Annotated in this window: 16 protein-coding genes; 7 read left to right on the forward strand and 9 right to left on the reverse strand. The window is 62.2% G+C overall.

Features of this window, described 5'->3' with window-relative positions; all coding sequences use genetic code 11:
* Window positions 1-21 precede the first annotated feature (21 nt).
* The 6 genes from folE2 to GIV35_RS09120 are packed head-to-tail and all read left to right on the forward strand — an operon-like array spanning window position 22 to window position 5,232.
* Complete coding sequence (folE2, locus tag GIV35_RS09095) at window positions 22-912, forward strand: GTP cyclohydrolase FolE2 (RefSeq protein WP_198714597.1); 891 nt, start codon at window positions 22-24, stop codon at window positions 910-912.
* On the forward strand, window positions 909-1,577 hold the full coding sequence (locus tag GIV35_RS09100) for a metal ABC transporter ATP-binding protein (protein ID WP_202690853.1): 669 nt from the start codon (window positions 909-911) through the stop codon (window positions 1,575-1,577). Before folE2 ends, GIV35_RS09100 begins: the two co-directional genes overlap by 4 nt.
* Window positions 1,578-2,444, forward strand: coding sequence for a metal ABC transporter permease (locus GIV35_RS09105; protein WP_003195772.1), 867 nt, complete (start codon window positions 1,578-1,580; stop codon window positions 2,442-2,444). It abuts the gene before it with no gap.
* Window positions 2,445-2,455: 11 nt separating this feature from the next.
* On the forward strand, window positions 2,456-3,334 hold the full coding sequence (locus tag GIV35_RS09110; protein WP_202690854.1) for a metal ABC transporter substrate-binding protein: 879 nt from the start codon (window positions 2,456-2,458) through the stop codon (window positions 3,332-3,334).
* Window positions 3,331-3,891 carry a gamma carbonic anhydrase family protein gene (locus GIV35_RS09115; RefSeq protein WP_005792581.1) on the forward strand — a complete coding sequence of 187 codons (561 nt, stop codon included), beginning with the start codon at window positions 3,331-3,333 and terminating at the stop codon, window positions 3,889-3,891. The genes GIV35_RS09110 and GIV35_RS09115 overlap by 4 nt, the downstream gene beginning before the upstream one ends.
* Window positions 3,892-3,894: 3 nt before the next feature.
* Window positions 3,895-5,232, forward strand: coding sequence for a dihydroorotase (locus tag GIV35_RS09120; RefSeq protein WP_236264092.1), 1,338 nt, complete (start codon window positions 3,895-3,897; stop codon window positions 5,230-5,232).
* On the opposite strand, the gene GIV35_RS09125 is transcribed toward GIV35_RS09120, so the two are convergent.
* The gene (locus GIV35_RS09125) at window positions 5,229-5,750 is read right to left on the reverse strand and encodes a DUF3617 domain-containing protein (RefSeq protein WP_014720569.1); all 522 of its coding nucleotides are present in this window, start codon (window positions 5,748-5,750) and stop codon (window positions 5,229-5,231) included. The genes GIV35_RS09120 and GIV35_RS09125 overlap by 4 nt on opposite strands.
* Window positions 5,751-5,880: 130 nt before the next feature.
* Here GIV35_RS09125 and cls point away from each other — a divergent pair, with 130 nt between their 5' ends.
* Entirely contained in the window at window positions 5,881-7,320 is a 1,440-nt protein-coding gene (cls, locus tag GIV35_RS09130) for a cardiolipin synthase (RefSeq protein ID WP_105229023.1), read from the forward strand.
* A 131-nt stretch (window positions 7,321-7,451) separates the two neighbouring features.
* On the opposite strand, the gene cfaB is transcribed toward cls, so the two are convergent.
* The 8 genes from cfaB to hflK (GIV35_RS09170) all read right to left on the reverse strand — a co-directional run bounded on the left by cfaB (window position 7,452) and on the right by hflK (GIV35_RS09170) (window position 16,628).
* Complete coding sequence (gene cfaB / locus GIV35_RS09135; RefSeq protein WP_223022944.1) at window positions 7,452-8,636, reverse strand: C17 cyclopropane fatty acid synthase CfaB; 1,185 nt, start codon at window positions 8,634-8,636, stop codon at window positions 7,452-7,454.
* A gap of 87 nt (window positions 8,637-8,723) precedes the next feature.
* A complete protein-coding gene (locus GIV35_RS09140; RefSeq protein ID WP_105229025.1) occupies window positions 8,724-9,512 on the reverse strand; it encodes an HvfC/BufC N-terminal domain-containing protein in 789 nt (262 codons plus the stop codon).
* On the reverse strand, window positions 9,503-10,348 hold the full coding sequence (gene bufB / locus GIV35_RS09145; protein WP_105229026.1) for an MNIO family bufferin maturase: 846 nt from the start codon (window positions 10,346-10,348) through the stop codon (window positions 9,503-9,505). The genes GIV35_RS09140 and bufB overlap by 10 nt, the downstream gene beginning before the upstream one ends.
* 67 nt (window positions 10,349-10,415) lie before the next feature.
* The gene (gene bufA2 / locus GIV35_RS09150; RefSeq protein ID WP_020302041.1) at window positions 10,416-10,667 is read right to left on the reverse strand and encodes a BufA2 family periplasmic bufferin-type metallophore; all 252 of its coding nucleotides are present in this window, start codon (window positions 10,665-10,667) and stop codon (window positions 10,416-10,418) included.
* Window positions 10,668-10,783: 116 nt separating this feature from the next.
* Window positions 10,784-12,670: a cation-translocating P-type ATPase gene (locus tag GIV35_RS09155; protein WP_236264094.1), complete on the reverse strand. Its 1,887-nt coding sequence runs from the start codon at window positions 12,668-12,670 to the stop codon at window positions 10,784-10,786.
* Window positions 12,667-13,701 carry a protease modulator HflK gene (hflK, locus tag GIV35_RS09160; RefSeq protein ID WP_198714587.1) on the reverse strand — a complete coding sequence of 345 codons (1,035 nt, stop codon included), beginning with the start codon at window positions 13,699-13,701 and terminating at the stop codon, window positions 12,667-12,669. The genes GIV35_RS09155 and hflK (GIV35_RS09160) overlap by 4 nt, the downstream gene beginning before the upstream one ends.
* Window positions 13,698-14,693, reverse strand: a complete 996-nt coding sequence (gene hflC / locus GIV35_RS09165) for a protease modulator HflC (protein WP_202690890.1) — start codon at window positions 14,691-14,693, stop codon at window positions 13,698-13,700. Before hflC ends, hflK (GIV35_RS09160) begins: the two co-directional genes overlap by 4 nt.
* Window positions 14,694-14,702: 9 nt before the next feature.
* Window positions 14,703-16,628 (reverse strand): protease modulator HflK, encoded by a 1,926-nt coding sequence (gene hflK, locus GIV35_RS09170; RefSeq protein ID WP_236264116.1) that lies wholly within the window; start codon window positions 16,626-16,628, stop codon window positions 14,703-14,705.
* Window positions 16,629-16,650 lie beyond the last annotated feature (22 nt).

Below are 16,650 nucleotides of genomic sequence, written 5' to 3' on the forward strand. Positions count from 1 at the left end.
TTTCCAACGATGGACCTGCTTATGAATGCGCTGACTCTGCCGGACATTGCCGCGCAGGCTTCACGCCAAGCCTTGCCACTCGACTGGGTGGGGATGTGCGGCATCGCCTTGCCGATCCTGATTGACGGTCAACACCTGGCCGCCACCGCTGACGTGGGCGTAAGCCTGGACGACGGCACGGCCCGTGGCATTCATATGTCACGCCTGTATCTGGCTCTGGAAATGCTCGATCAACAGCCGCTGACACCTGCACTGCTGCGTAATGTACTGCAGCGTTTTCTCGACACACATGAAGGTTTATCTAAGAACGCTTACCTGCGCATCCACACCCAGTTGCTGCTTAAACGACCCGCCCTGGTCAGTCCGCTAGCCGGATGGAAGAGCTACCCGGTGAGCATCGAAGCGCGTCTGGAAAACCAGATGTTCCACGTGGAACTAAAAATTGACGTTACTTATTCCTCAACCTGCCCTTGCTCCGCCGCACTCGCCAGGCAGTTGATTCAGCAGCAATTTGTGGATGATTTCGCCAACACGCCGTTGCAGCACGAAGCGCTGCTGGCCTGGCTCGGCAGTGCCAACGGCATCGTCGCCACACCCCATAGCCAACGCAGCAGCGCGCAGTTGCACGCTCAGTTGCAAGGTACTGACCTGCCGATAATCGACTTGATCAACGCTGCCGAAACCGCACTCGGTACCGCCGTACAAACCGCGGTGAAACGCGCAGACGAACAAGCCTTCGCCCTGGCCAACGGGCAGAACCTGATGTTCTGCGAAGACGCCGCTCGCCGCCTGAACCTCGCCTTGAAACGCTCGGATGCCATCAAAGCCTTCCACCTCAAAGTGATCCACGCCGAAAGCCTGCACGCGCACGATGCCGTGGCTGAAAGCCGCTGGACGAGAGACTTTGCATGATCACCTGTAACTCTTTGCGCTGGGGTGCCCCCGGGCAACCGCTCACCCCGGCACTGGATTTGACCCTGGAAAAAGGCAGCCTCATCGGCATCATCGGCGCCAATGGCACAGGCAAGAGCAGCCTGCTCAAAGTCATCGCCGGCCTGCAAAAGCCGCTGGCGGGAAAGGTCATTGTGGATGTTCCACGCCGTGGCGGCTTGGCCTTCCTACCCCAGCAGCAACACTTGGACCGGCAGTTCCCCATCCGCTTGCAAGAACTGGTGGCTGCAGGTTTTTGGGGTACACAGCACACTTCACAACAACGCAGCCAACGCCTGCAAGCGGTACTCGAAGACTGGTGCCTGACCGGCTTGGAACACCGACCGTTGATGGCATTGTCCGGCGGTGAATTGCAGCGCGCCCTGCTGGCACGCATGAGTCTGGCCGACGCCGCCGTCCTGCTGCTCGACGAACCTCACGCAGCCCTCGATGAGGACGGTCAGGCGCTGTGCTGGAAACACATCCACGCTTGGCACAACGAAGGCCGCACCCTGGTGATCGTCTGCCATGACCTGGCCTCCGTGCGTCACCACACCCAGCACGTACTGCAGATCAAAAACACCGGCTGCCTATTCGGCCCCAGCAAAGAGCTGATCCGCCCGCAACCGCAGATGCAGGTGGCCTGAATGCACTTCACTGCCCACTTGTGGCTGCCGTTTCATGAGTTCGTTTTTATGCGCCGCGCACTCATCGGCGGTTTGGTACTGGCTTGCAGCACCGCGCCGCTAGGTGTGTTTTTGATCCTGCGGCGCATGAGCCTGATCGGTGATGCGGTGGCCCACGGCATCCTGCCCGGCGCAGCCCTGGGTTTCTGGTTCGCCGGGCTGAGCCTGCCAGCGCTGACCCTCGGCGGCCTGGGTGCAGGCCTAAGCATGGCCGGCCTGGCCGCGTGGATCACTCGCCGCACCGGCCTGCGCGAAGACGCCAGCCTCGCCGCCATCTACCCCATCTCTTTGGCCGCCGGCGTGCTGATCCTGGGCCTTGCCGGCAAGCGCCTGGACCTGCTGCACCTGCTGTTCGGCTCCGCCCTGGCCGTGGATCAAACCACACTGACCGGCATGCTCTGGGTCTCGGGTTTCAGCCTGATCGCCATGGCGCTGATCTACAAACCGCTGCTGCTGGACACCCTCGACCCGCTGTTCCTGCAAACCGTCAGCCGCCTCGGGCCCCTCGCCCATGGCGTGTTCCTGACCCTGGTGGTGCTGAACCTGGTGATCGGTTTCCAGGCCATCGGCGCGTTGATGGTGGTCGGCTTGATGATGTTGCCGGCCATCGCCTCACGCTTCTGGAGCCGACGCTTGCCAGTGCTGATCGCGGTATCGGCGCTGCTGGGATGCCTGTCGGTGTGGTTGGGCCTGCTGCTGTCGTTCTACTACTCACTGCCCAGCGGCCCGGCGATCGTGCTGGTGGCAGGCGCTGGGTATTTGTTGTCCGTGGTGTTCGGTCCGGTGCACGGTTTGTTGCGCCGCCCGCCTTTGCTCACATCCCAATGAGGTGTTTCCCGATGCGCGCTCTATTCGTGCTGTTCAGTCTGCTGCTGCCGCTTTCGATGGCCCACGCCGCCGACAAACTGCAAGTGGTCACCAGCTTCAGTATTCTCGATGACATCACCCACCAGATCGGTGGCGAGCATATCCAGATCAGCAACATGGTCGGCCCGGACGCCGACGCCCATACCTATGAACCCACGCCGGACGACGCCAAGGCACTGCTCAAGGCCAAGGTCATCATCAAGAACGGCCTCGGTTTCGAGCCGTGGCTGGACCGCCTGGTCACCAGCACCGAAACCAAGGCAACGGTGGTCACCGCCAGCAAAGGTGTGATTTCCCACACCATGGACGAGGATGGCGAAACCATTCCCGACCCGCACGCCTGGCACAACCTGGCCAACGCCGAAATTTATGTGAGCAATATCACCAAAGCGCTGGTAGCCGCCGACCCTGGCAACAAGACCGCCTACCTGAGCAACAGCCAGGCCTACCTCAAGCAAATCCATAGCCTGCTGGACGAGGCCAAGGCCAAGTTCGGCGCCCTGCCACCGGGTAACCGCCGCATCGTCACTTCCCACGACGCTTTCGGTTACCTGGGCCAAGCCTATGGCATCCAGTTCCTCGCGCCCCAGGGTTTGTCCACCGAACGTGACCCTTCGGCCGCTGAAGTTGCCGCACTGATCACCCAGATTCGCAAGGACAAGGTCAAAGCCGTGTTCATGGAAAACATCAAGGACTCACGCCTGCTCAAGCAGATCGCTGACGAAAGCGGCGCACAGATCGGCGGCACGCTGTACTCCGACGCCCTCGCCGCAGAAGGCCCGGCCAGCACCTTTATCGGGCTGTTCGAATACAACCTCAACACCCTGTGCGCCGCACTGAGCCAGCCATGATCCGCAAAAATCCTTCGGGCGACCTGCCGGTGATTGCCGAATCGGCCTACGTCGACAAGACCGCGATCATCTGCGGCAAAGTCATCATCGGCGAGAACGTGTTCGTTGGCCCTTACGCCGTGATCCGCGCCGACGAAGTGGATGCCAGCGGCGCCATGGACCCGATCACCATCGGCGCCAACTCCAACATCCAGGACGGCGTAGTCATCCACTCCAAATCCGGCGCAGCGGTGACCATCGGCGAGTTCACCTCCATCGCTCACCGTTCCATCGTCCACGGCCCCTGCACAGTGGGCGACCGCGTGTTTATTGGCTTCAACAGCGTGCTGTTCAATTGCGCCGTGGGCGATGGGTGCGTGGTGCGCCACAACTCGGTAGTCGACGGTCGCGACCTGCCCGCCGCTTTCTACGTGCCCTCCACCACGCGTATCGGCCCCAACACCGACTTGTCGCAATTCCCGCCGGTGAGTGTCAGCGCCTCGGAGTTTTCCGAAGACGTGGCACGCACCAACGTCGACCTGGTGCGCGGCTACAAAGCCCTGCAAAACGAGTTCTGAACCATGAGCCGCCTGCTGATCCGCAACGCCCGCCTGGTCAACGAGGGCCAGGTATTCGACGCCGACGTACTGATCGCCAATGGTCGTATCGAGAAGATTGCCGCCAGCATTCAAGGCGGTAACGAACCGGCGGAAATCGATGCCAACGGCCAGTGGCTGCTGCCAGGGATGATCGACGACCAGGTGCATTTTCGCGAACCCGGCGCGCCGGAAAAAGGCAGCTTCTACAGCGAATCTCGCGCGGCGGTGGCCGGCGGTATCACCAGCTTCATGGACATGCCCAACACCCAACCGGCCACCCTGAACCTGGAAGCCCTTGCCGATAAAAAGCGCCGTGCCGCACTGCATTCAGTGGCCAACTACGGCTTTCATTTCGGCGTGAGCAACGACAACCTCGACATCGTCGCCGCCCTAGACCCCAGTCAAGTGGCGGGGGTCAAGGTGTTCATGGGCGCCTCCACCGGCAATATGCTGGTGGACGACCCACGCATTCTGGAGCGCCTGTTTGCCGAGGTGCCGACCATCCTGCTCGCTCATTGCGAGCACACGCCCAGCATCCTGGCCAACGAGCAGCGCCTGCGCGAACGCTTCGGCGAGCATATTCCCGCCGTCGCCCACCCGCTGATCCGCGATGCCGAGGCCTGTTATCGCTCGTCATCGTTTGCCGTGGAATTGGCCAAACGCCATGGCACGCGTCTGCATGTGTTGCATCTGACCACCGCTCGCGAACTGGCGCTGTTCGAAGACAAGCCCCTGGCCGACAAGCACATCACCGCCGAGGTCTGCCTGCACCACCTGCTGTTCGATGACCGCGATTACCACCGCCTTGGCCACCAGATCAAATGCAACCCGGCGATCAAGACCCGCGCCGACCGCGACGCGCTGCGCCTGGCGTTATTGAGTGATCGTCTGGATGTGATTGGCACCGACCATGCGCCGCATACCTGGGCGCAAAAACTGTTGGGTTATCGGCAAGCGCCCTCGGGCTTGCCTCTGGTGCAGCATGCCCTGCCGGCGTTACTGGAGTTGGTGGCCGACGAGCATTTGCCCCTGACCACTCTGGTAGCCAAGACCAGCCACCGCGTGGCCGACCTGTTTGCTATTGCTGATCGCGGCTACGTGCGCGAAGGCTATTGGGCCGACCTGGTACTGATCAAACCGGAGCCTGCTGGCAAGCCGGTCAACAGCCAGCCTATTCTCGCCCGCTGCGGCTGGACACCCTTTGCAGAGCGCAGCTTTCGCCACAGCGTGAGTACCACCCTGGTCAGCGGCCACCTGGCCTGGCACAACGGCCAGGTGGTCAACAGTTGCCAGGGCTTGCCCCTGCAGTTCGGGCGTTAAGCGCGGGGTTTGACCGAACCGCAATCGTTGCCCAGCCACTGGGCGTGGCTGTCCAGGCTACCCTTCTGCTGGATCCCGGTGGCATTGAAGGTACCGTTGACGCTGGTGGTGAATTCTTTCTGGCTCTGAAACGTTGCCACCCCAGTGCCCTGGGCTTTCGGGCAACTGAAACGGAATTTCCACTGGTTGCCGCTCTTGTCGGTGACTTCCTGTTTGCAGCCCGATTGAGGGTCGGTCAGGGGGATCGAATCGGAGGCCACCTGAGCCGGGGTCAGGCACACTTGTACGCCTTTACCGGCCATGTTGATGCCTTGCTTTTCGAGCATGGCCCGCTGTTCAGGGGTCATCTGTTGCTTGAGTTGACCGAGGATCAGCGACAAGTCCGGCAGGTCCTGGTTATCGACTTTCATATTGCTGGTGGTCAATTCCCACAAGCCCGGCGCCAGCATCTGCGCCTGCGCCGCCACAGGCAGCGACAAACCAACAACCATGGCCAAACCAAGCAGACGAGCATTCATCGGGTAACTCCTGGGTAATTGTGGGCGTTAGACGTCGCAAAGCAGCCAGTGTTGCATGGCAAATAAAATAGCGACATTCACAGCCGTTCATGGTCTGTTACGCACTGGACTGCCCGGAGTTACGACGTTCATGGATTTCTTTGGCCCGCACCTGCTCGCCTACGTCATTGCCACGCTGCACTTTCTCGGAACGCTCGCCGCGATCCACGCAGTACTGACCGTGCGCACCGCCCAAGGCTCGATCGCCTGGGCGTTGTCATTGATGTTCATGCCCTACCTGACGCTGATCCCCTACCTGATTTTTGGCCGCAGCACCTTCGACGCGTACATCCAGGCCCGTCGCCAGGCCAACCAGGAAATGCACACGGCCATCACCGAATTGAACTGGCGCCCGTGGGTGGAGGAAGCGCTGGCGGCGCGCAACTCCAGCGCCTACGCCTCCTTGCGCGCCATGCCCAAGCTGGGCCGCATGCCTTGCCTGGCCAACAATGAAGTGCGCCTGTTGATCAATGGCGATGCCACCTTCGGCGCGATCTTCGAGGCTATTCGTAACGCAAAGACCGCCGTGCTGTTCCAGTTTTTCATCATTCACGATGATGAACTGGGCCGCCAATTGCAGGCCCTGTTGAAGGAAAAAGCCGCTCAGGGCGTGGCCATTTACGTGCTGTACGACCGCATCGGCAGTCACGCCCTGCCCCATCGTTATGTGCAGGCGCTGCGTGACGCGGGAGTGCAGGTCAAGGCATTCGCCACCCGCAGTGGCTGGCTCAATCGCTTCCAGGTCAACTTCCGTAACCATCGCAAGATTGTCGTGGTGGACGGCATCACCGGTTTTGTCGGCGGGCATAACGTAGGCGATGAATACCTGGGTAAAAAACCGCCCCTGGCGCCATGGCGCGATACCCATGTGCAGGTCACAGGCCCGGTGGTGGCATGCCTGCAGGAGTCGTTTGCCGAGGACTGGTTCTGGGCCGCACGGGAACTGCCGCCGCTGATCCTGCCGGACGCCTACCCGGAAGACGGTGTGCTCTGCCAGTTGCTCGCCAGCGGGCCAGCGGACCCTTATGAAACCTGCTCGCTGTTTTTCGTCGAGGCCATCCATGCCGCGACCGAGCGCGTGTGGATCACCAGCCCCTACTTCATCCCCGACGAGGCGGTGTTTGCCGCCCTGCGCCTGGCGGTATTGCGCGGAGTCGATGTGCGCCTGCTGCTGCCGTCACGGCCCGACCATCGCATCGTGTACGCTGCGTCCAGCCTGTATGCCAACGAAGCGGTGCGAGCGGGCGTGCGGGTGTTTCGCTACACGCCGGGCTTTTTGCATCAGAAGGTGGTGCTGGTGGACAGCGAAATCAGCGCCATTGGCAGTGCCAACATGGACAACCGTTCGTTCCGGCTGAATTTTGAAGTGATGCTGCTGACGGTGGATGAAGCCTTCGCCAGCCAGGTTGAGCAGATGCTGCTGAACGACTTTGCCCTGGCCCATGAAGTCAGCCACGAAGAAAGCCGCGAGACCCGTCGCCTGCAACAACTGGGGATGCGCATTGCGCGCCTGATCTCACCCATTCTCTAACCACCAACACAAAACCAATGTGGGAGCTGGCTTGCCTGCGATGGCGGTGTGTCAGTCGACTCATCCGGTCCTGATACAACGCTATCGCAGGCAAGCCAGCTCCCACAGTTTCGATCTTCAGGGTCTGGTGGTCAGCGGTAGAGGTCTTCCCGCGTCCACGGCAGTTCATGCCCGCCATCGGCATGGGGTTTCACTGCCAGTATCTGGTGCAGGTTGATCCAGCCTCGGGCAAACGCATAAGCGCAACCGGCCAGGTACAGCCGCCAGATGCGTAGCGCCTGTTCCGGTACCATCTTCGCCGCTGCTTCCAGGTTGTCTTCCAGGCGTTCGCTCCAATGGTCCAATGTGCGGGCGTAATGCATACGCAGGCTTTCGACATCGACCACTTCCAGCCCTGCTTCACTGACCTGGGCGGTCATCATCGCCAGGTGCGGCAGTTCGCCGTTAGGGAACACGTAGCGCTCGATAAACTCGCCGGCGCCACGGCCTACGGGGCGGCCGTCGGTGTGCTTGGCGGTAATGCCATGGTTCATCACCAGGCCACCTTCACGCACCGCGCCGAACAGGGTGCGGCAGTATTGCGCCAGGTTTGCATGGCCGACGTGTTCGAACATACCCACGCTTACCACCTTGTCGAAACGGCCGTCCTGGGGCAGGTCGCGGTAGTCGAGTAATTGCAGGTCGACCTGGTCTTCCAGGCCTTCGGTTTTCACCCGCTCCTTGGCCAGCGCCAGTTGTTCCTTGCTCAAGGTGATGCCGAACACCTTGACCCCGAACTCACGTGCGGCATAGCGCGCCAACCCGCCCCAGCCGCAGCCCACATCCAGCAGATACTCACCCGGCTGCAGCCGCAACTTGCGGCACAGGTGGCGGAATTTGTCTTGTTGGGCCTGGTCGATCGACTCGCTGCCGGTTTCGAAATAACCGCAGGAGTAGGCCATGTCCTGGTCCAGCCATAGCTGGTAGAACTCGTTGGACAGGTCGTAATGGTAGGAAATGGCCGCCGCGTCGGTGGCCTTGTCGTGAATCGAGCGTATCGGGCGACTCTCCTCGTCGTCATCGACCAAAGCGTGACTCAACTCGTCACATACTCTGATCACTTCGGTGATGGAGCCTTCCAGCTCCAGCTTGCCCTCGACGAAGGCTTCGCCCAGTGAGTCGAGCGTTGGATGGGTCAGCCTGGATACAACCGTGGGATCCTTGACCACGATGGTGACGCTGGGCTCAGGGCCCAAGTTGAATTCATGGCCGTCCCAGAGTCGAAGACGCAGCGGTAGCTGAAGATTCTGTAAGGCCGGTGGAAGTTGCGCGAGCATGAGTAGTCCCCCCTTGTTTCAGACGTCTGCTGTGAGGGTAGACCATGCCAAACAAAGTAGGAAGCTATCGAATGAATAGCCCCCCTTCTATGGCGCTCGGCGCTCGAGCAAACCTTCCTGGACCCACTGTTTCAGCCAAGTGGCCGCTTGCAGCGACGCCCCCTCTGCATAAGTGACCGCGACCTCAGTACACAGTTCTGAAAAATTCCAACCCATGGTCACCATGCCCGAGAGTGCACACGCTTCAGCGGCTTCCAGGCTGCGGTAGTGGCAGCGGTTCTGGTTGCGCCACACCAGGCAGATTTGCGCCGGGTCCAGCACCTGGCTGCCGGGGAAGTCTGATTCATCCTTACTGGCTCGCCAAATCGCCACTGTGTTGAAACGGCAAAGCAGTTGCTGCACCGAAGGCGCCAGCGCAACCTGCAGGGTGGGCCAGTCTTCAGGCGCCAAATGCGCCATGTCATTCAAGGTCAGCGGCTCCCCTTCGGCGGCGTCAAACGCCAAGGTGAATGCCCACTCCAGGCGTGCCAACTCAGCCAAAGGCGCACTTTGCGCTGCCATCAGATGCTCAACGATAAACATCGCAAAGCGCTCGCCCAACCAGCGCACACTGTAATGGGCCGACGGATAACGGCGGATGTAGGCCTCGGTCAGTGAGCAAAACTGCTCATCTCCCAGCCAATACCAGATGGCACCGAAGTCATGGCGCAGCACCTCTTGCAGTCGCGACAGATAGGCGTTGTGGTAAATCGCCAGGCCGGTGTCCACATCCAACGTCGGCCCTCCCAGCAAGGTGGCGGCAAAGCCGCTGTTGGCCGCGGGCGCTTCGGATAATAGATGCTGTTCAAATGCCAACTGCCAGTCGATCAGGCGCATAACGCTCTCCGGGCCAAGGCGCTGGCACCCAGTTCACGGGCTTTGCTCAACTCGGTGAGCAACTCTTCAAAGGGTGGAAAATGGTCATCGCGTTCCAGCAACGTCGACACTGGGCCCAGATGTTCAAGGGTTTGCTGATACAGCGCCCACACCGGGTCGCACACGGGATGGTCATGGGTATCGACCACATAGTCGCCATAGTCCATATGCCCCGCTAAATGCAGCTGGCGAATGCTTTCGGGTGGCAGGTTGCGAATGAACGTCCAGGCATCAAAGCCATGGTTACGTGCGCTGACGTAGACGTTGTTGACGTCCAGCAGCAATTGGCATCCGCTCAGATGGGCCAAGGCGTTGAGGAACTCCCACTCGGTGAATTCATCCGCTTTGGAACGCACGTAGCTGGAGACGTTTTCCAGCACCAGCGGCCGTTGCAAGACGTCCTGCACCTGACGCACGCGGCCGGCCACGTGGTAGAGACTTTCTTCGGTGTAAGGCAGGGGCAACAAGTCATGTAACTGATGCGCGCTGCCGCGGCTCCAGCACAGGTGATCGGAAATCCACGCCGGCTGAATGCGCTCTGCGAGCTGTTTGATGTGGTTCAGGTAATCCATATCGAGGGCATGTGGCCCGCCGATGGACAACGACACACCGTGCATCACCAAGGGGTAACGTTCGGCTATCGCATCCAGGTAGTACAAGGCCTTGCCGCCCTGCACCAAGTAATTCTCGGAGATCACTTCGAACCAATCCACGGCCGGCGACTGTTCAAGGATCTGATGGTAGTACTCACTGCGTAAACCCAGGCCGTAACCCAGACTTGGAAGGGACGCGGACATGACTCACTCCTGGGCAAAGTGTCCGCAGCGGTGGCAGGCAGCCGCCGCGGTTGCACTTGTTTGCCGGTTACTCGCCGACTGTACCGCCAGCGGCGTCGCAGGCCGATTTGGTCATGGCCTTGAAGCCCATCCCTTTGCACTCGCCCTGGCCCTTGCACGCGTGGTCCTTGGTTTTGCAGTCGTTCATACCTTTGCAGGAGGTCACGCCGTAGCAGTGAACGGTGGCGTCTGCCGCTTGTACCTGGGTGGCCACACCCGCGAACAGAGAAGCAGCGGCCATTGCGAGGGCGGCACCAGCAGCAGCGGATTTAATACTCATTGTTGTATTCCTCATGATCAGTAGTGGAGCCGGTCCGAACGGATTGTTCAGTCTCGACACAGCACTAGAGTGAGGCCTCCTGTCGGCGTTACAGCCGTGAGCAAATATTTCTGAAATTATTCGTCGAGCTTCAGCAGCGGCTCCTGGAAGCGCAGTAAACGCCCGGCGTTACCCAGTACCAGCAGGGTACTGAGGTTGTGCAGTACCGCCGCGATCATCGCACCCGCCGCCCCCAACCAGCCGAATGCGGCGAACACCACAATGGCCAGCGTCCAGCCCAAGCCAATGATCACGTTGACCTGCAACGTCTGCCGACACTGGCGACTCAAGCGCACACAGGTGCCCAGGCGGCGCAAGTCGCTGCCGATCAACACCACGTCCGCAGAGGCCAGGGCGATGTCCGCACCGCCCGCGCCCATGGCCACACCGACCACGCCGGCCTTGAGCGCCAGGGAGTCGTTGATGCCATCGCCCACCACCATTGGCCTGAAGCCACTGCTGATTTCGCCCAGCACGCGGTTGAGCTTGTCTTCCGGCAGCGCTTGGGCTTCGACATCACTGATGCCCACGTCCAGCGCCAGGCTGTCGGCCACACTTTGGCGGTCACCGGTCAGCAGCAGTTGGCGGCCCAGGCCCAAGTCACGCAGCTCTTGCAGGGCCTGGCGCGCTTCGGGTTTGACGCTGTCGGCCAACAACAGCCAGGCGAGGAACTCGCCGTTCAACCCCAGCCCGGCAATCGGGCCATCATGGGTGGGCACGGCGGTGGTGACGATGCCCAACTGTTCAAACAACTCCGGCCGTCCCAGCGCCGCTTCGCCCTGCTCGGTCTGGGCGACCACGCCCAGGCCCTGACGCTCGCGGATGTCGCTAAGCACCAGCATCTGCTCCTGGGTCGCCAACCCCGCCAACGCTCGGCTGACCGGGTGACTGCTTGCCGAACCGAGGCTGGCCGCCAGGTTCAGCAGCTTTTGGCGATCCGGCGCGCGTGTCTCGATGGACTGCAAGCGCAGGGTGCCAAAGGTCAGGGTGCCGGTCTTGTCGACCACCAGCGATGTCAGGTCGGCGAGTTCTTCCAGGAACGCCGAGCTGCGAATCAGGATGCCATGGCGCGCCGCCACGGCGATCCCCGCAATCGCGGTGGCCGGCGCCGACAGCACCAAAGCGCACGGACAAGCCGCCACCAACACCGCCAGCATCGCCTGCGCATCGTTGGTGACAAACCAGGTGACCGCCGCCAGCAACAGCACCAACACCATATAGCTGCCGGCGTAGCGCTCCAGCAGCCGGGTGATCGGCGGCTTGGAACGCTCGGCGTTCTGCATCAGCGCAATGACTTTGCCCAACGTCGATTCGTTGCCGGTACGCGTGACCTCAAGGCGCAGCAGGCCATCGAGGTTGATCGCCCCACCAAACACCTGCACGCCCACGCTGGCTTCCAACGGCACCGACTCGCCGGTGATCGGCGCCGTGTCCAGGCTCGCCTGGCCGGACAACACCACGCCATCGGCCGGCACGCGGTCACCGGCACGCACTTCGACGATATCGCCGGTGTTCAAGGTGCCGTTATCCACTTCGGTGATGCTGCCGTCCGCCTGCACCAGGCGGGCGTGGCTGCGGGTGAGTTTGCCCAGGGCATGGATCGCTTCCTGGGAGCCAATCACGCTGCGCTCTTCCAGCACATGGCCAAAGATCATGATGATCGGCAGCAACGCGGCGGTGAGCAGATCACCGGTGGCCCAGGCGCCGAGCATGGCCAGGGCGATCAATTGGTCGGTGATGCCGTGCAGGCTCGGAAAGCGCAGGCTGTACCAGGCCGAACGCATCACCGGCACCGCCACCAACAGGGATGCCACGCCCAGCAGCAACTGGCTGACGCCGCTCTGGTCGGGCGCGAGCCAGCGCCACACCAGGCCCAGCACGAGCAAGCCCAGGGCGAGCATCGCCAAGGTCAATTGCCGGGCAGCGCTGCGCTGTTCGGCAGAGGTCAGCATGGGTGCGCTCATTGTTCGGCTCCCTGGATGATCAAGCGGGAGTCGTCTTTGGGATCGACGGTGGTCACTGAACCGGCCTGGCCAAGAATCTTCGGCAAGCGTTCACGGTACAGGCGCAACAGCAAACCGGGGTCTTTGACCTGGGCCAGGCTGGCAACGGTAGCGGTCTGCGCCTGGGCATTGGCCAAGCGCTCGCTGGCCTGGGCATGGGCGACTTGCACCTGGCGGTCAGCCTCCTGGTTGGCGGTCTGGGTGAGTTTTTCCGCTTCAGTGCGAGCGTTGGCCACGGCTTTATCAGCCTGCTGGCTGGCGGTCAGTACCGCGTTGAACGCATTCACCGCAGGCCCTGGCAGGCTCGATTGCACATCGACGCGGGTGGCTTCGATACCCAGCCCCAAGCCGCTGGCCGCCAACTCCGCCAGGCGTTTGTTGATGCCTTGCACCAGGTCGCCGCGCAGCCGCTCACGGCGTTCGGCGGCGCCATTGTCGCTGCCGATCAGTTCCGGGCGGGCTACCAGGATGGTGTCCAGATCCCGCGCAGCGGTGAGAGCCACGGCGCTGCGTGTCACCAGCCGATCCAGGGCCGGCAGTACGTGGTCGCCCTGCAACACAAAGGCGTAGGGTTCGGTCACCTTGTAGAACACCCGCACGTCCAACTGCACCACCCCGGCATCGCCGGTCAGCAGGTAGCCGGAACCGGCTAGGGCATCGCTCAAGGGCGTGGCGAAACTGGCCACGCGATCGGCCTGCAGCGCCGCATCGGAACGCAGCAGGTTTTCCACCCGGCGTTCGATCACCCGGTCGGCCGCTGGCAGCAGGACGACTTGTTCGAAAGGCTGCGGCCAAGCCAGCAACAATCCGGCGTTCTGAATGCGATCGAGGGCACCAAAATGCAGGACCACGGCGCGATTCTGCGGGTCGATCTGGCGCACATTGGAAAAGGCCCAGGCCAACGCCGCCAATACGGTGACCGCGTACAGTGCCAGGAACGTCAGGCGCCCGGCCTGGATCCACGGGCTGTCCGGGCTGTCACGCTCGCTCATGGCTGCAGGTCCTTGGGCCCATCCACCAGGGCGCGAAAAGGTGCGGCGTCGGTGCGCAGGATGATCTTGGTCCCCGGCGTGACCACCGTGCCCAAGGTATCCAGCGAACGCAGCAGGTTGTACAGCTGCGGATTGCCAGCGTAGGCGCGGCCATAAATCTGCGCGGCTTCAACCCGCGACTGCGCTTCGATGTCGGCGGCTTTCACAGTGGCATCGGCCTGCATGATGCGCGCATCACGCTCGGCAGCGGAGCGGATCTGCGCCGCTTCGCGCTTGCCCACGGCGGTGCGTTCGGTGGCGATGGTTTCACGCTCGGCGCGCATGCGGTCAACCGTGGCGGTGAGGGTCACCGATGGCAACGTCAAACGCTCGATACCGACCTGCGCCACGCGCACACCATAGGTGGTGAGCAATTGTTGATCAATCTGCTGGCGCAACTGCGCCTCAAAATCGGCGATGCGCACTTGGCTGGCGTCGGTATTGATCAAGCTGGACAGGTCAAAGCTGGCTGCCGTGGTTTCCAACGCGGAGCCGACGAAGGTACGAATCTGCCGCGCCGCCTCATCAGGCTGATTCTGCACCGCACGCATAAAACGCTGCACGTTGTCGGCATCGCCCTCCACCTGCCACGCCACGTAGGCCTGCACGATAATCCGCAGGCCATCGCGGGTGCCCACATCCTGCAAGCCGCTGGACGTGGTGCGCAGGCGCAGGTCCACCGGGATCGCCGCTTCGAACGGTGCCGGCCAGCGCCAGCCCAGGCCCGGCTCCAGCAGCACGCGCGCGGGGTTGCCGAAGCGGGTAATCACCGTGGCCTCGCCGGAACGCACTTGCACCAGGCTCGCCGCTGCCACGGCAAACAGCACCAGCAACACCGCCCACGTCATGCGCCGCCAGGGAAAAGGCCCGGCCGCCTGCTCATCGCCGTGATGGTGATGGTGGTGGCCGTGATGGTGGTGATGACCATGATCGTGGGAATGAGCGCTCAACAGACGAACTCCTTATTGAACGGCTTTGCGCGGCACCGACGGGTCGGCGGGCAAGGTAAAAGAACGCAGATCGATCGTCGGCGCGCTGTCGGCGCCCAAGCGATGATCCAGAATAAGCAGCTTGGCCTGGGCCAGGCCTTGGCTCAGTTGGCCCAGGTACTGTTCCAGCACGAAGGCTTGGCCCGCAGCGGCGTAGGCTTTTTGTTCGGCGGCAAAGCGCAGGTTCGCTGCTTGGGCACCGGCATTCACCTCGCGGGCACTCGCCTGGGCCTGATCGCGGGCGGTGCTGGCTTGAAGCAGCGCCTGGTTGGTCTGTTCGCTGGCCGCACCGCGCTCACGGGCGATCAGCGCCTGGGCGCCGATCTGCGCGGCCTGTACACCGTGGTAAGCGTTGGCGGCACCGGCCGGCGGATGGATCGCCTCGACCACCGTGGCGAGGATTTCCACACCGCTGTCGAGGGTTTGCAGGTCGTCTTGCACGCTGCGACCAATCTCGTCGGCGAGGCTGGTGCGCTCTTCGCCGAGTAATTCATCCAGGGTGCGCGAGGCAAAATCGTGCACCAGGATGCGGCTGGCGGTGCTGCGTATCAGGGTCGGGATATCCGCGCTGTTATAGGTGGCGGCAAGCGCAGCCTGATCAGTGAGGCCGATGCGGTAGACAAAACGCACGTCCATATTGACGATCTGGAAGCCCTGCTTGTCGCCGCTGCTGCTGGCAATCACCTGGGATTTATCATTCACATGGCTGGCGTCCCAGAGGCGGTTGGCAATCAACGGCGCCGGGCCTTCGGCTGCGGCCAACTGCGGTGTGGCGGCGTCACTGACGCTGGTCGCCAGCTCATGCACCACGCCGTTTTCAACATTCAGTACGCGGCCCAGCGGCCACGGCAAACCCGCATGCAGCCCGGGGCCGAACACCTCGACCGGTTTACCAAAACGCTCATAAATCCCACGGCCTTGCAGGGGCACTTCATGCACACCGGTCAGCGCCCAACCTACTGCCAGCACCACCAGCAGCACCGGGAAAAAAGCTCGGCGCATATAGGTAAAGGCCCAGATCTGGCGCAGGTCGATGCCAAAGCGGTTGTGCAATTCATGCTGCAACGCCAGCAACGGCTGCGGCGGCCAACGCAGCAGGCCGGCAATAAAACTCTGCGCCATCAAGCGCGGTTCGAGGCGCGGCTGGCGCGGGCTGAACAGCGAGAGCACGCCCCTGAGCAGGAATTCCAGCGCTACCAGCGCCGGCAGGAGCCCGATGAAGGTGGCCAGGCGCAGCGGCCAGACCGACTCCGCATTGGCAAACAGCAGGCAGATCGCGCTGAGCACCAGGCAGATAATTGCCATCCGGCTCAACTGCGCCAACTGTGAGGCTTCCGGCCATTGGGCAGCGGTTTCCTGGGCCAGGCGGCGTTCGAATACCAGCAGGCCAAACGCCAGGGCCAAAGCGAGCGCTGCGCCAATACTTGCCGATTGCCCGATGGCAGCAGCGGGCAAGCCCAGGTTCCAGAACTGCAGGATGCTGACCAGCGCCAGCAACGACCAGCCTCCCAACCACAGCACCGGTGCGCCAATCTGCGCCAACAGGCCGTTGCCGAACCGGTTGATCAGGCCCTTATGCCAGGGTGTGGGCTCGATGGATTGTTCGACCGCTTCACCGCGCGGCACTTCCAGCGCCTGGGCACGCCAATCGGCCACCCACCAGGCCGACTGCAAGCCGGCCACCAGCAGCAGCAAGGCCGACGCGCAGTTGATCAATACCACCGGCCAGATCGACACGGGTGCAAACAACGCTACGAACAGCGCCAATATCCAACCACTGAGGGCCAGGGTTGTCAGGCCGATACCGGCCTGGCGCAATCGACGGGCGTGGAACAGCCCCTGCTGAAAACGCGCGAGGCCTTCAACCGAAGCCCCGCCAGCCTCTAGATCCACTTGCATCTGCTCAACGCCCATTTGCACA

The sequence above is a fragment of the Pseudomonas sp. PA-1-6B genome (assembly GCF_021609545.1).
In the GTDB taxonomy this organism is placed as follows: domain Bacteria; phylum Pseudomonadota; class Gammaproteobacteria; order Pseudomonadales; family Pseudomonadaceae; genus Aquipseudomonas; species Aquipseudomonas fluorescens_BV.